Below are 14,962 nucleotides of genomic sequence, written 5' to 3' on the forward strand. Positions count from 1 at the left end.
TAGAAACTCTCCGAAGAACGAGTTTTTTGTCATTCGACCCCTACTTTCTTATTCAGCAAATAACAGCTGACCGTAAAAAATACCAGACTTACGATGATCAAAGTAAACGTCGACGTGAAATTCGCGAAAGCTATGATCCATAAGAACAAGCCAGCAATAAAACTCAGAAAGGTTACAAGAAGAGATAGCTTGCCGCAGCACTTGCCAATCAGTATACTTGTAGAACATAAAAACACACAGCATGTAACGGATAGAAACCACTTTATCAGTAGCAGCACCTTGGACCATGCGAATGTAACCAAAGGGTCGGCGCGAAACAATTGCTCGCCACTAACACTGTGTTGCATCCATAAGCCGGCGATCATGACTGCCGTTATTAGCATTACTTCCACAAGGATCAAGATATATTTGGAAACAAGCAAATAAGTTCGGGGGACAGGGAGAACCAATAATTGATAAATTGAATGCTGCTTCCACTCGTCAAGCCATGTAGAAAAGCAGTGCAGAAACGGAATAAGCAACCCGGCGGCGAACACCATAATATTCAAAAACATAATGAAACCAAGCTCGTCAGGAAGCTGTCTATGATGGGTCAGGATGGCAATCGCCACATTTAGAAGAGCTATTGATCCGAGCGTAACCCAAATCGTATTTCTTCGATTCCGTAAATCAGTAAGCACCAACCTTCTAAATGCGTGCATGATCGTACACCTCTTTCAAAATATCCATTAAAGACAAGCTTCTTTCAAGTTTTAATGTCTCTACATTACCGCTAAGCAGCAGCTTCCCTTCGTGAATAAACATTACCTCATCGAGCATGACTTCCACTTCGGATAACTCATGCGTAGTCATGATGATGGTTTGACCTTCCTCCACAAAATCCTCCACAATCGCTTGAGCAATCTGCTGTCTCGTGAAAGGATCGATTCCCGAGAAAGGTTCGTCCAGGAGCAAATATCTGGCTTGACGGCTAAGTGTCAGCAACAGCTTCATCTTAGCCCTCGTCCCTTTGGACGCCTCTCGAATCGACGATTCGGGCATTAATTCGAAAAAATTAAGCAAATGACGAGCCTTATTATCGTCCCAATCCCAATATATGTCTTTCATATACTGCATGGCGTCGGATAATTTCATCCATGGATACCAGACATCCTTGTCGGGAAGATAACTCAGCATCCCTCTTGTAGACAAACTCGGTAATTTGCCGTCCATAGTAATGTTGCCTCGATTCAGCCGGAGCAGTCCGACCATCGCTTTGAGCAACGTTGATTTGCCAGCACCGTTCGTACCCAGCAATCCGATGATTCGCCCCTCCTCGGCGGAGAAGGATATACCGTCCAACGCTTTTTTATTTCCGAACGTCTTAATGGCGTGTTCTACTACGATCATTGAGATTTCTCCCCTTTCATATACTTTTTCATTGTATCCAGAATCTCCTCATCCGATTTCCCGAAAGAACGTAGCATTTCGATGTTTTGGCTAACCGCGGCGTTCAACGCTTCTTCCCTTAACGCTTCCAAAATTTTCGCATCGCTGGTCATAAAGCTTCCCTGCCCTCTTGCCGTTACAATCAATTTCATGTCCTCCATTTCCCTGTAGGCTCTCTGGATCGTATTTGGGTTGACCCCCAATCTTTTGGCAAGCTCGCGGCGTGAGGGAATTTCCTGACCCAATGGATACGTTCCGTTGATGAACTTTATTTTGATGTCATCGATAATTTGGGTATAAATCGGTTCCTTTTGATTGAATTCCATCGCAGCCTCCACCAATCTCATTCGTGTTACTGTCTTACTGTCTTACTGTATTAATTAATTAATACAGTAACAATAAAAAAATGCAAAGTCAATAGATATTTCAAAAAACAAGCGCCACTCTCCTAACTCTAAGTTTTGGCCCAAACGGCTTTAGGCACCATAACTATCGAGGTAAAGTCGGTTGAATCAACGCATGCGGTAACGGTGGGGAGAAAATCAGTACCTTACGGTCAAAAACAGCAAGTATAATCCATCGGATGGCATGGTTGAATTTTACCCTAAGCATTTCGGCAAATACGCAGCTACCCTTGCTAGCGCCACATTCCAAGACCTTTCAGGCGTACCTTAGGCGAAGTCTGGCATTGAGGGACTTGCTGTCAGAGAAGTGGTGAATGGAGTCGAGGAAGTAAAAGCAATACATATCGTCTTGCCGAAACAAGAAGGGGCAGCCGCATTCAAAGATCAGGAGACGATCGCCTCTTATGCTACCGATGCTGTAGCCACGATGCAGCAAGAAGGCATTATCAATGGTTTCGACAATGGCACATTTGAATCATATTTGAGATTAGTATACTGTTTGCCTTTTACCGCCGTACGGTCTTCTTAACAGGATTTGAGCGTGGCGCGCACCCTTCTTATTTATAAATGTGGAGTCAACCAACCACCTAGCGCGGAGGGAACTACAAGACGCTATTATAGAAAAAAGTGTTATTATCGCTAGTCAAAGGGAACTACAGGGTGCTATTTTGCTGTTTGATGAGAAATTCAGTGCTTTTCGTGGAAATAAGACCCTGTAGTTCTGCTATGACCCTAGTATCCCTGTTATTTGCATAAATAGCGTCCTACAGTTCCCTTAACAGGATTTGTCGCTTGAAGAAACTCATCTCTCAGGGCTGCGAAGCGGTTTTTCTTACATGAGCTCGTTTGTTCGATTTCTAGGGGAGCATCATGGCGCTTAAAGGCGAAGATGTTTCGGGTGGTGTTGCTAGCGAAGTTCTTCAACTAAGTGACAAGACATTTCATTCCGGCGAACCGTTTAAAAATTCTGATCATCCGAGTCGTAAAACAGCTCTGGATACGACGAGAAGCTAGCTGGCTCAAGCGGATACAGCAACAACAGTAACATACCGCGAGCCGCATCTGGCGGTAATTTGAACATTTCTAACGCTACGGTAATCGAGTTGTTATACGCAGACGCGACAAGTTATAAGGATCCCTTTACCAATCCGAATCCAAGCCAAGGTGGTAATCTTCCTGCCCCGATCGTAATGGGTATTATGAATGCTGCTTTTGCCAAAACTTATACACAGCTCTTGGATGCACACCAAACTGATTACCGGAGTTTGTTCCGCAGACTATGGACGGAAGTTAACGGTAATTCGGGTAGTTCTAGGCCATACACGATGACCTACCAGTACGCTCGTTACGTAAACATTGCTGCTTCCAGAGCCAATACATTCGACCGTCCTTTTAACGAGAATGGCATGTGGCAGTACAATTGGAGGCCAACTGCATATGGGGCACATTTTTTCAATGAAAATGTAGAAAAAGTGTACGGATTAATTGAGACGGGGAACCTTTCTGAAAATGGCGATCCACTTTGGAAGTATATTAAAAATCTAGCCAAAAACGGAGCGAAAACTGCACAATCCGATTTTGGGTTTGATGGTTGGATGGTGCCGCACGCATCCGATGTTTGGGCCAAAACAGAACTTAGTGCAGGGGACAATGAATGGGCAATCTGGCCTACAGGGGGCATGTGGCTCATGTTCAATGTGTATGACCATTATCGGTTTACACATGATATATCGTTTCTGCGCGATACGGCATTCCCTCTTATGAAGGGTTCTGCAGAATTTGCATTGTGTTTATATGAAATATTTCGATATTGCGTAAACAGACCTCGGCAAGAAATTCTCGCTTGAATTCGATGGCGTTATATCAACAATCGTAGATATGCAAACGGGAGAGTCAGTTGCTTCCATCTCACCCCAGGCCGTATCGAGTCGGAGGTTCATGCAACTGTGCATGGGCCTATTCTACTTATTCACTCAAATTTCGTGGTTTCAAAAAACTAGTTAAACCTTTATGCTTACAAAACTGGATGGAGAAATCTTGATTAAAAGACATCCTGAAATAAGACAATAATACAAATGAGTCAAGCATTTGCTCCATTCCGGGTCCTTCTGAAATAGAAGATAATAGAACTAATCAATAAATTAGTAGGAGGTAACCCGTGGAGAAGATGAATACACTGACTAAACCTGCAATGAAGAAATTTCGCCGTGGTTATTCGTTGGAAAGGCGTGAAAAGCAAGTAGGTTTCTTATTCGCAATCCCAAGTATCATCGGATTTTTCCTGTTTGTTTTATTACCGATATTGGGAATTTTTTTCTTGAGTTTCAATAAAGTAGACCTCATGTCAGGAAGTTTTTCCTTTGAGGGGCTGAAATATTATAACAAAATGTTTCATGAGGAAGACTTTTGGAAATCAGTTCAAAATACAGGCATCTATTTGGTGATTTATGTCCCATTAACTCTTGCACTTGGATTAGCTATGGCATTAATCTTAAACGCCAAACTCTATTTGAGAGGCTTGATAAGAACTTTCTTCATTATCCCTTACATCACCACTTATGTAGCAACTTTAGTTGTCTGGAATGTTTTTTTGCATCCGACACAAGGACCTCTAAATAGTTTGCTTATAAGTTTGGGAGTCGCCTCTCCTCCTCAATACATGGTTGATACGCAGTGGGCACTACCTGTTCTTGCCGCCATCGGAGCATGGAAAGATGTGGGTTATCATTGCATCTTATTTTTGGCCGCACTTCAAACGGTATCAGTTGACTACTATGAATCCTCGTCGATTGATGGGGCCAACCGCATGCAGCGCTTCCGACATATCACGCTTCCATTAATCTCACCTACTACCTTTTTCCTTCTACTGATCACAATTATTGGCGGACTTCAGGCATTCTATCAAATGGCCTTAATGACCAAAGGTGGACCTGCATTCAGTACAACCACACTTACCTATTATATTTATCGTTCTGCTTTTGAATTTTCTGACTTCTCTTATGCATCTGCAATCGGTGTGTTCCTTTTTCTAATAACGCTGTTGTTGATATGGATCAATTGGCTTGCACAAAAGAAATGGGTATTTTATCAATAAAATAATTAAAGGGAGGAGGATAATTGTGAAGAATGGAGTTAACGTGCAAAAATTTGTAAGATCGCTTCTATTTATCATCATTGGATTAATCTTTATCACTCCGCTTCTCTGGATGGTATCGACATCCTTTAAATTTGAAAGCCAAGTTTTTGAAAGGCCATTTGTCTTCTTGCATTGGGGGCAATTGAATTTAGAGAATTACCGAACTATTTGGCTAAAAACGCCTTTTTTAACTTGGTTATATAATTCAGTTTTTGTTGTTCTGTTTTCTGTCATTTTTCGTTTGATTATTGCCGCATTCGGTGGATACTCGTTTGGGTTTCTCAAATTCAAATATTCCGGTGCCATATTCTTCTTGTTCTTAATGACCTTGTTTGTACCGTATCAACTTACCTTATTGCCACAGTTTATCGCGTTTCGCTATGTTCATCTATTAGATACAAGGTGGGCGTTAATCATTCCCAATATCTTAGATATTCTATCTATTTTCCTCATGCGGCAGTTCTTTTTAAGTTTTCCTCGCGAATTAATAAGTGCTGCGTACATGGAGGGGAGTGGAATTACACGGTCTTTTATGAGAGTAGCACTGCCCTTAGCGAAAGTTCCATTGATTACGCTGGGTATTCTAAGCTTTTTTATGATCTGGGATCAGTTCTATCAGCCTCTTATTTTCTTAAAATCAAAAGAGTTATACACGATACCTATGGGTTTGCAAAGTTTCCAAACGCAATTTGGTAAAGATTATGCCCAACAAATGGCGCTTGCATGTCTTGCCATTGTACCTGTATTAAGTGTATTTTTGATTCTACAAAAACAATTTATCGAGAGTGTGACTTCTTCAGGAATAAAAGGATAATAGAACGAAAAAACAGATAATTCTACAAATGAGCCAAGCATTTATTCCATTCAATTTCAAACGCAATTCCACCTATAATCAAATTGTACAAAAAACAAATAAGGGGATGAATAATCATGATTAAAAAATTATCCATAATCGCTGCTTCTTGTGTGTTAGTTTTCATGGCTGTTGGTTGTAGTTCCAAAAGCAGTTCACCAAGTACGACAGATGCGGTTGATGCTAAAGGCGCAACTTCAAGCCCAACTTCAAACCCAACAGAAAGCGTGACACTTGAGGTATTAAACATTTCTGAGTATACAGATACGCCCGAATATAAAGCCTTTATTGAGCGCTTTCAAAAGAAATACCCGAATATTAAGATTGATTCGATCGCAGTCCCTCATGAACAATACATTAATAAACGAAATGTCATGCTGGCAAGTGGCTCTATCGTTGATTTAATCTGGGGCAATGGTGTCGATCAGTTCGATGCGATTAATAAGGGATTTCTGATGCCGATTGATGCACCAGCCAAAGAAGCAGGCGTAGATATGAGTAAAGATTTCGGTGATTTTAAACCAGATAAGGATGGGAAATATTACAGATTCCCAATTCAACAAAATAACTGGATGATGTTTTACAATAAAAAAGTATTCGATGATGCTAAAGTGCCATACCCCGATGCTAAGGTTCCAATGACTTGGGACGAATACGCCGTCACAGCTCAGAAACTAACGAACAATGCAAGCGGCAAAGACAAAGTGTATGGTATGTTTTATAACAATTGGGGCATGTATTACTATGGTTACGGCAGTCAATTAACCGATGGCAAGTTCTATACTTCAGATGGTTTGAGCAATATCAACGCTCCGGAATTCAAGCGTAGCTTGGAATGGATGAATGATGTTATCAATGTGAAGAAAGCAGCAATGCCTGTAGCCGAATATATTTCCAACAATACGGATTTCTTATCTTATTGGAACGGGAATTACGGAATGGTTGTGGGTGCCCAATGGTATGCACAGTTGGCCGCTACCAAAAAAGATAAATTCCCACGTGATTGGAAAGCAGGAATTGCCCCAATGCCTGTGCCGAAAGAAATGGCTGGCAAACATATGAACTGGTCAAGCATCGATTCCCTGGCTGTTCCCAAAAATTCAAAACATGCCAAAGAAGCGTTGATATTCGCTAAAGAGTACGTTGCAGATTACACCTTGAGTACGGGGACTCTTCCCATGTATAATAAAATTGACGCGAACAAGTATTTCCAAGAGTTAGCAGACAAATTAAAAGACGACGGAATTACTTTGGAACAAGTCAAATATTTGTTTGGCGGTGACGCAGCTGTCATTAATGTCGCAGAAAAGCCAGTATTGGGCGCGCCATCTGAGTACGAAGCAACCTTCTTGGATCAGATGACACAATACTACACAGGGAAAATATCAGTTGATGATGTTTTGAAAAATGTTAAGCAAAAAGTCGACAAAGTGATTCAAGATCAAAAAAAATAAATAAATAACCTTCTATGCCCGTCTTATTAAAGTCGGGCATAGAACTTTTACAAGGAGAAGAAGTAGTATGATATGGAGTAATAGACGGTATTCAGGTCCTAAATCGGTTCAGCGCAGACTGATTTTTTTACTAGTGGCCGTTTTTATCCCCTTATCCCTGGTGCTTATTTTTGTTTATCGTTTTACGGAGTTAACGTTGTTGAACAAGGTGAACGAGGTCAATCAATTTAGGATGGAACAAACATCTTCGCGTGTTCAAGATTTATTTCAACGAATATTTATGGCTACTAATTTATTTATTAACGATAGGCAATTACTAGGTGCACTTGAGGTGAAGGATCCTTTTGATATTGAGAAAAATAAAATTTATTTAGAAGCGATAGAGCGGCTGCAATATGCTTTCTTTCTCAATGAAAAATATGTGGTCATTCTACGTGACAATAACGGGAATATTTATCAGTCGGACACTTCTCGATTAGCCATAAGAAAGGAGGAATTGAAGGGACGGGTGCTATCGATCATGGATTGGGAGGATGCTGATATTTTTGATAGTTTCAAGTGGTCTACTGTAGATAGTCAACAAATAAACGGAGAAATCGCAAGCTTTATTGTGTTTACACGATGGCTGTTCAACCCCGAAACTGCTACTAAAAAGGGGATGATCTCCATAGTCATTCCTATTTCGTATATACAAAATATTCTTGAAAACGATGGGGGACATTACATCATTGAAAATGAGAAGAACGAAAGTGTATTTTCAACTCACATAGATGGTGAACATTCCGTTGAGAAAATATCGAAAAGTACAAATACTCGTAGCGTGAAGAAGCTCAATCCTACGAATTGGCATTTGTACCAATTGGAAAGCACGGATTTTTTGAACAATCCATTGAAATTGTTTACTGTGGTTGTGTTTATGACGATTACATTGGTTATTGTTATCTATATTGTAATTATGATTGTCGTACTTCAAACAACTAGAAATGTATTTAATCAAATTCGGTTCTTATCCAAGCAATTAACCACGAACTCATCTAATTTATCCATTTCGATTAAATCCGACTACCAAATCGTTGAATTATCAGAAATTCTTCGCCAATTGGTCCACAATTTAACAACCTCACGAAAAAACTTTGAATTGGCCTCTATTGAAAAAAGAAAATTAGAAATGCAAATGCTTCAGCAGCAAATGAATCCGCATTTTTTATTAAATACATTAAGTACGATACGATTTATTGCTGACTCCACCGCACAACAAAGGATAAGTTCTTTAGTACTATCTCTTTCCTTCCTTCTCAGACAGCAACTATATAAGGATGATTCTCATTGGACGATGAGAGAAGAGAACGAGTACTTGCTTAAGTATATCGAGATACAAAATGCTAGATTTGGTGATGAGTATCAAGTCGACATTCATTTTCAAGAGGGGACTCTGGATAAGTTGATTTTACGAATGCTCATACAGCCACTCTTAGAAAATTGTTTTGAACATGCTTTTGCAGGTAAAACGGAGGGAAGAATTCAAATAGGTGCTTTGGTTAAAAAGGGTGGAATGGAGTTAACTGTTCAAGACGATGGACTCGGGTTCGTAGATCGAGGGGTCAAAAAATCAAGAAAGAACATTGGGTTATCGAATGTAAAGGATCGTTTGAAGCTTCACTATAGGGGATCTTCCGCTTTCGATATCAGTAGTTATCCATCTTTAGGGTCATGCATAACGATATTTATTCCAGATGAAACGAGCTGATCTTTAATGAAGCTGTTGATTGTTGAAGATGAGGCACCTGTCCGTAAACACATGAAGTGGATGTTAGAGGGCAGTGGCATTGAGCTATGGGAAGCGGAAAACGGAAGAGAAGCGCTAGATGTATTAGAGCAAAACTCAATAGACATTATGTTGACGGATATTCGTATGCCTATTATTGATGGTATTGAGTTGATCCAACAATGCAAGCTTCTCTATCCTCGGTTATGGTCTATTGTATTGAGCAACTATGCTGAGTTTGACCTTGCGCAAATGGCATTGCGATATGGGGCCAAAAATTATTTACTTAAAGCAACCATCTGTAAGGAAAGTCTGGTAACTGAACTAAATCGCGCTTACGAATATTCGCAAAGTGAAAGTCTGGAAAAAGGACGGCTGGATTCGAATGAAATGCTAATGCTTCAAAATTCATTGTTTTATGAATGGCTGCATCAGCGTATTAACACGGCAGAATTGATCAAAAGATCAATGAAATTGAACGTTCAAGTCTTTCAATTCGAGGAGACCCAGTCGATGTTTACATTGCTGGAAGTGGACCGATTTACGGAGTGGTGTGCGTCAAAATTTAACTGCCAAGCAGATCTCGCCATCTATGCATTTATGAATGTAGCTGTAGAGGTCATCAAACAATTTCATCCTAAAAATGAATTATTTCATTTGGAAAACGCTAGATTCATACTTTTGGATTTCGGTGAGTGTAATAGGGAGAAACATGACGAGAAAATGAAAGGCGTGCAGTTGGCTTTACAACAGTTTTTAAAACTTGAGTCTTCTTTGATTACGGGATATGACTTCACAACGATGGATTCATTCATCGAGAAGGTCCGTCATTCGGTCAACGATATGACACAGTTGTTTTATTGTATGCCAGCATGTCTCATTTCTCACAATGAGCGGGAGTCTACTAGCAAAGATATAGATTTGTATTCCTTTTTTCAAAATATAGAGGTGGAAAACGAAAAGAACTACACCTTGAGTTCAAATTTGCCGATGTGGATCGAGTCTTTTTTTGATTTGGTCCGCTATTTAAAGCGTCAACCAAGTACAGTAAAAGAAGATTTAAAGTTCTTGATATCTTTTATTGAGAAAAAGGGGTATTCGGTCACGGAAGACTTGAAAACTGAAATTAGTCGCAAACAAGCGTATCGGCTAAATGATTATAAAATCATTTTTGAGCAATGGTTGAATGACTATCATTATATGGGCACACATCGGATAGAGATTGTAGAAGCATTAAATTATATCCATGAACATTACTCAAATAAGTTCACTGTAGATGATATTTGCAATCACATTAACATCAGTCGATCTCATTTCTCTAAACTATTTAAAGAGCATCAGGGAGTCTCCGTTATTGAATATGTGGAAGGCGTGCGTATGAAGCAAGCCAGAGTGCTTTTGCGGACAACACCGCTAACCATCAGTGAGATTGCTGATCGAATAGGTGTACAAGATATCTTTTATTTCAGCAAACTATATAAGAAGTATTACAAGGTCAGTCCAAGTAAAGACCGGAGTATGTTGTAGAGGAGAGTTTTTAGAAGGAAGAAGGAAGTTTACCTCTTTCCAAAAACTGATTTAATTTTACAAAGGGCAAAGGATGAAATTACATGTTTTATTAAAAACTGATTACTTATAATAGGTGTAGGCCTTATGAATGATCACAGAGAGGGGGGCGTTAGAGTGCCAAAGCCATATCTTGTAAGCGTTATTAAGCATTGAGAGACGGGAAAAGAAATGTTTGAAAACCCTTGGGCGACACGGTGACACGGTAAGTATTATCGGTTCCTAATTCAACAAAACAACTGGGGTATGTACTTCTACGGCTTGCAGGTATCACACCAATGCCCGTGCCAAAGGAGGTGGTCAGGCAAACATATGAACGGGTCCAGCATCGACTCGCTCGCGGTGCCGAAAAACTCCAAGCATGTCAAAGCAGAGCTCATTCTGGCCAAGAAATACTCCTTTCCGGGTTTGGCCGATGTGCTGGTCGACGACGCACTGAACGATGTAAAGACGAAAGTTGATGCTGCGATTGTTGTACTGAGCAAGCAGTAATAGTACCAAGCGACTATGTGCTGCAACGATAAGTACCGAAAAATAAATCAGGTGAGAGGTGTGAGCGTTATGCGAATACAATCGACTGCGAAATGGACGTCATTACTTGTTTTGATTGCGATGACTTTAATCATGCTGGTACCCGCGACAACTGCCAGGACATATGCAGCAGCGGGAGATCCCGTTGAGCTCGCTTCTGTAACCATCCCGCATAAATTCATGACGGCAACGGCTACAAGCCAGAATGCCGGGTATGAAGCCAGTAAAGCCATTGACGGAAATCAGAATACACTATGGCACACGAAATATTCCAATCCTGCGGATAGCTTGCCTCAGAGTATGACCATTAAATTGAATCGCGGCTATCAAGTAAACAAATTCAGATTGCTACCAAGACAGAATAATAATACGAATGGAAGAATTACTAACTACAATCTCTATGTAAGTGTAGATGGAATCAATTATCAAAAAGTAGCAAACGGCACCTGGTCAAGCGATGCTACAGAAAAAGTCGTCAATATAACCCCGGCTGTAAGCGCTTCATATGTAAAGCTGGAAGCGCTCTCAGGAGGGGGAGGCTTCGCAGCGGCAGCAGAAATCAATATTGGAACTGAAACAACCTTCTCCCTTGCCGGCGAATGGGGATTCAAATTAGGCAATGCAAACGGAACCGCTCAGGGCTTGATCGAGTCCGTCAAACTTCCGGGAACGCTCGATGAGAATAAAAAAGGCGCCGTTAATAGCAATGTGGCGCTTAACACGCTGAGCAGGAAATACACATATACAGGTCCCGCCACCTACCAGAAGAAATTCACCTTGCCTGCAAGTTTCGAAGGCAAGCGGGTTGAGCTGTTCCTCGAACGAACAAGGGTTACAAAGTTATGGGTGAACAATCAGTATGTCGGCACTCAAAACCAGCTTACCTCATCTCAGGTATACGATATCACCGATTATCTGGGGAAAGGTGAAAACATCATTACCATTGAGGTGTCCAACTCTTATACGAACATGCCCAAAGGAATACTCAGCTCTCATATGGCCACGGAGCATACGCAGACCAACTGGAACGGTATACTGGGCAGCATCGAAATTCAAGCACACGATGCTCTATACATGGATCAGGTCCGGGTATACCCCGACGTGGACAGCAAGATGGCCAAAGTAAAAATAGATGTTCAAAATACAACAACAGAGGTGATGGAAGGAACACTGACCCTTTCGGCCAAGAACTGGAATTCCAATGTTTCTCATGAAGTGCCTGAGCAAACGTTCCATATTACCGTGCAGCCGGGGGATAAGACGATCGAAGTCGCTTACAAGATGGGCGATAACGTGCAGTTGTGGGATGAATTCAATCCGGCACTTTACAACCTCAGGGTTGTTATAGAAGCAGGAGAATATGCCTCAAGCGCCGATGTCGATTTTGGCATGAGAAGTTTTAAAGTGAATGGCGCTCACAAGCAGTTTGCTATAAATGGGAAAAATATATTTTTGCGAAGCGAAGCCAATTGCGCCGTATTCCCGCTTACCGGATACGCTCCGATGGATGAAGCAGGCTGGGAAAAGCTGTTTAGCGTATACAAGTCCTATGGCATCAATCATGTGAGATTCCATTCCTGGTCGCCGCCGGAGGCGGCATTTAAAGTGGCCGACAGGATGGGTTTATATTTGCAGCCGGAGCTTTCTCAATGGGATACACGGACGACGTTTTCTTCGGAAAGCGATTACGCGTACTACACGAAAGAAGCGGAAAGTGTCGTCAAGCAATTTGCCAACCATCCTTCCTTCGTGATGTATACATGGGGTAACGAGCTGCAAGGCGACAGGATCAGGATGAATGACCTTGTCGAGCATATGAAAACGATTGACTCGACAAGACTGTATGCGGAAGGCTCCAATACATGGTATGGCAGGGAAGGGCCCGGACCCAAAAGCGACTTTTTTACCGCCCAACAATGGGGATCTCGGCAATTCAGGGGAGCGTATGCGGGAAGCTATGGGCACGTAAACGACAATTATCCTTCAACGATGGAGGATTACACCAAAGCGATGACAGATGTTCCAATGCCTCTGTTCAGCTTTGAGGTAGGACAGTTTGAGGTCTATCCCGATTTTACAGAGATTCCGAAATATACAGGCGTGCTGGAAGCGAGAAATTTCAAGAAATTCCAGCAGGATCTTGAAAATGCCGGCATGTTGGACCAGGCAGACCAATTCGTCAAAGCATCGGGACAGTTATCACAAATCAGCTACCGCGAAGAAATCGAAGCGGCGCTTCGCACCCCGCAGTTTGCAGGGATTTCACTGCTGGGGCTGCAAGATTTTCCCGGACAGGGTACGGCACTCGTGGGTATGGTGAATGCGCTTGGAGAATCGAAGAGCTTCTCCAACCCGAATGCCTTCAAACAATTCAATAACGCCGTTGTTCCGCTTGTTCGTATGGAGAAAATGACCTGGCAGAACAATGAAAGATATACGGCGAAGCTGCAGCTAGCCAATTATGGGCCGAAGGATCTTACTGGAATCCCTTATTGGACAATCAAACGGCTAGACGGCACGGTAGTGGCATCAGGTGAATTGACTGTCTTAACCGCAGCGCAAGGAGGATTAAGGGACTTAGGAAACATCAGCGCGGACCTTTCGAGTGTAGCTAAAGCCGCACAGTTAACCCTGGAAGTGGGGATAAAGGGTTCTTCATATATTAACCTTTATGATATATGGGTATATCCTGCGAAGGTAGATACCGTTGCACCCAAAGATGTACTGATCGTCAAGGATTTTAATGCAGAAGCCAAAAAAACGCTCAAGCAGGGTGGCAAGGTCCTGATTGTTCCTGACAGTACGAGTTCAGCTCTGCCAAAGAGCGTCCAGGGAGCATTTATGACCGACTTCTGGAGTTATCCGGCGTTCAAAGTCAATAATCAACCCGGCACGATGGGGCTTTTGATCGACACCGACCATCAAGCGCTGAAAGATTTTCCAACGAATTACTTCAGTAACTGGCAGTGGTGGCCGCTTGCCAAGAATGGAAGACCCACTATTCTTGACGATACATCGATAACCTTCAGGCCAATTGTGCAAGTGATCGATAATTTCGAGAGGAACCATAAGCTTGGTTTGCTCTTTGAGGCCAACGTGGATAATGGGAAACTCATGGTGAGCTCCATGGACCTGCTGAATCAGCAGGATAAGCCGGAAGTCAGACAGATGCTTCATAGCATTTTGCGCTATATGGGTTCCGATGCGTTTAATCCTGAGGAGTCGCTTAATGCAGACTTTATCCAATCAATCGTCCCCGGCACCAGAACAGACTTGGCCGAAAACAAATTAAGAACGGGTTTCCCGGAGCCTTTAGTATCGTATAATACGACGGCCGGTTACAATTATGTTTATGACAGGAAATGGCAGCTTGTCGACGGGAAAGAGGACTATACGACTGGCACAAACTCCTGGACGAATTGGACGGCAGACCCCAAGCGGCCACAGGATTATATCGGTATCGATTTCGGGAAGGCCACGCGGTTTGATAGGGTGGAACTGGATGTCTTTACAGACTTCGATACCGCGCCGCCCGGAAGCGTGACTGTACAATACTGGAATGGATCCGCCTGGGTTAATGTAAGCCATCAGCAGAACGGCGCTTTTGTAAAGGGTCCGAACTTGATTCAATTCGATCCTGTCGAATCCTCCAAAGTAAAATTGACAATGACTGCCGGTATTTCAGGAGGGAAACCGAGAGGAATCGCAATCACGGAACTGAGGGTATACGACAATATTTTGGTGAAGTAGATCCGCTTCCCTCCTCCAGTGGTTCCGACAACATGACTGAAATAGGCAGTTCGCTGCAACTGTTGGCCGATGTCG

General features: G+C 42.1%; 13 protein-coding genes. 10 read left to right on the forward strand and 3 right to left on the reverse strand.

Annotated elements, in window-relative coordinates; genetic code table 11:
• Positions 1-29 precede the first annotated feature (29 nt).
• The 3 genes from HQN90_RS13770 to HQN90_RS13780 are packed head-to-tail and all read right to left on the reverse strand — an operon-like array spanning position 30 to position 1,754.
• A complete protein-coding gene (locus HQN90_RS13770; protein WP_173219196.1) occupies positions 30-701 on the reverse strand; it encodes an ABC transporter permease in 672 nt (223 codons plus the stop codon).
• Positions 688-1,389, reverse strand: a complete 702-nt coding sequence (locus tag HQN90_RS13775) for an ABC transporter ATP-binding protein (RefSeq protein WP_173219199.1) — start codon at positions 1,387-1,389, stop codon at positions 688-690. The genes HQN90_RS13770 and HQN90_RS13775 overlap by 14 nt, the downstream gene beginning before the upstream one ends.
• A complete protein-coding gene (locus HQN90_RS13780) occupies positions 1,386-1,754 on the reverse strand; it encodes a GntR family transcriptional regulator (RefSeq protein WP_173219202.1) in 369 nt (122 codons plus the stop codon). The genes HQN90_RS13775 and HQN90_RS13780 overlap by 4 nt, the downstream gene beginning before the upstream one ends.
• A 388-nt stretch (positions 1,755-2,142) precedes the next feature.
• On the opposite strand from HQN90_RS13780, the gene HQN90_RS13785 reads away from it, so the two are divergent.
• The 10 genes from HQN90_RS13785 (at position 2,143) to HQN90_RS13830 (ending at position 14,887) form a co-directional block, all read left to right on the forward strand.
• A complete protein-coding gene (locus tag HQN90_RS13785) occupies positions 2,143-2,361 on the forward strand; it encodes an S-layer homology domain-containing protein (protein ID WP_173219206.1) in 219 nt (72 codons plus the stop codon).
• A gap of 341 nt (positions 2,362-2,702) precedes the next feature.
• A complete protein-coding gene (locus HQN90_RS13790; RefSeq protein ID WP_173219209.1) occupies positions 2,703-2,846 on the forward strand; it encodes a hypothetical protein in 144 nt (47 codons plus the stop codon).
• A gap of 59 nt (positions 2,847-2,905) precedes the next feature.
• The gene (locus HQN90_RS13795; protein ID WP_173219212.1) at positions 2,906-3,679 is read left to right on the forward strand and encodes a glycosyl hydrolase family 95 catalytic domain-containing protein; all 774 of its coding nucleotides are present in this window, start codon (positions 2,906-2,908) and stop codon (positions 3,677-3,679) included.
• Between the two features lie 320 nt (positions 3,680-3,999).
• Complete coding sequence (locus HQN90_RS13800) at positions 4,000-4,926, forward strand: carbohydrate ABC transporter permease (protein ID WP_246362355.1); 927 nt, start codon at positions 4,000-4,002, stop codon at positions 4,924-4,926.
• Between the two features lie 25 nt (positions 4,927-4,951).
• The gene (locus HQN90_RS13805) at positions 4,952-5,782 is read left to right on the forward strand and encodes an ABC transporter permease subunit (protein WP_173219218.1); all 831 of its coding nucleotides are present in this window, start codon (positions 4,952-4,954) and stop codon (positions 5,780-5,782) included.
• Between the two features lie 116 nt (positions 5,783-5,898).
• Positions 5,899-7,275 (forward strand): ABC transporter substrate-binding protein, encoded by a 1,377-nt coding sequence (locus tag HQN90_RS13810; RefSeq protein WP_173219221.1) that lies wholly within the window; start codon positions 5,899-5,901, stop codon positions 7,273-7,275.
• Between the two features lie 67 nt (positions 7,276-7,342).
• Positions 7,343-9,022, forward strand: coding sequence for a sensor histidine kinase (locus HQN90_RS13815; RefSeq protein WP_173219224.1), 1,680 nt, complete (start codon positions 7,343-7,345; stop codon positions 9,020-9,022).
• A gap of 6 nt (positions 9,023-9,028) precedes the next feature.
• Entirely contained in the window at positions 9,029-10,567 is a 1,539-nt protein-coding gene (locus HQN90_RS13820) for a response regulator transcription factor (RefSeq protein WP_173219226.1), read from the forward strand.
• A 351-nt stretch (positions 10,568-10,918) separates the two neighbouring features.
• Positions 10,919-11,098: a hypothetical protein gene (locus HQN90_RS13825; RefSeq protein ID WP_173219229.1), complete on the forward strand. Its 180-nt coding sequence runs from the start codon at positions 10,919-10,921 to the stop codon at positions 11,096-11,098.
• A gap of 69 nt (positions 11,099-11,167) precedes the next feature.
• Entirely contained in the window at positions 11,168-14,887 is a 3,720-nt protein-coding gene (locus HQN90_RS13830; protein ID WP_173219232.1) for a discoidin domain-containing protein, read from the forward strand.
• The last annotated feature ends 75 nt before the right edge of the window (positions 14,888-14,962 follow it).

Origin of the sequence: Paenibacillus alba, from assembly GCF_013204855.1 — a bacterium.
In the GTDB taxonomy this organism is placed as follows: Bacteria; Bacillota; Bacilli; order Paenibacillales; family NBRC-103111; genus Paenibacillus_E; species Paenibacillus_E alba.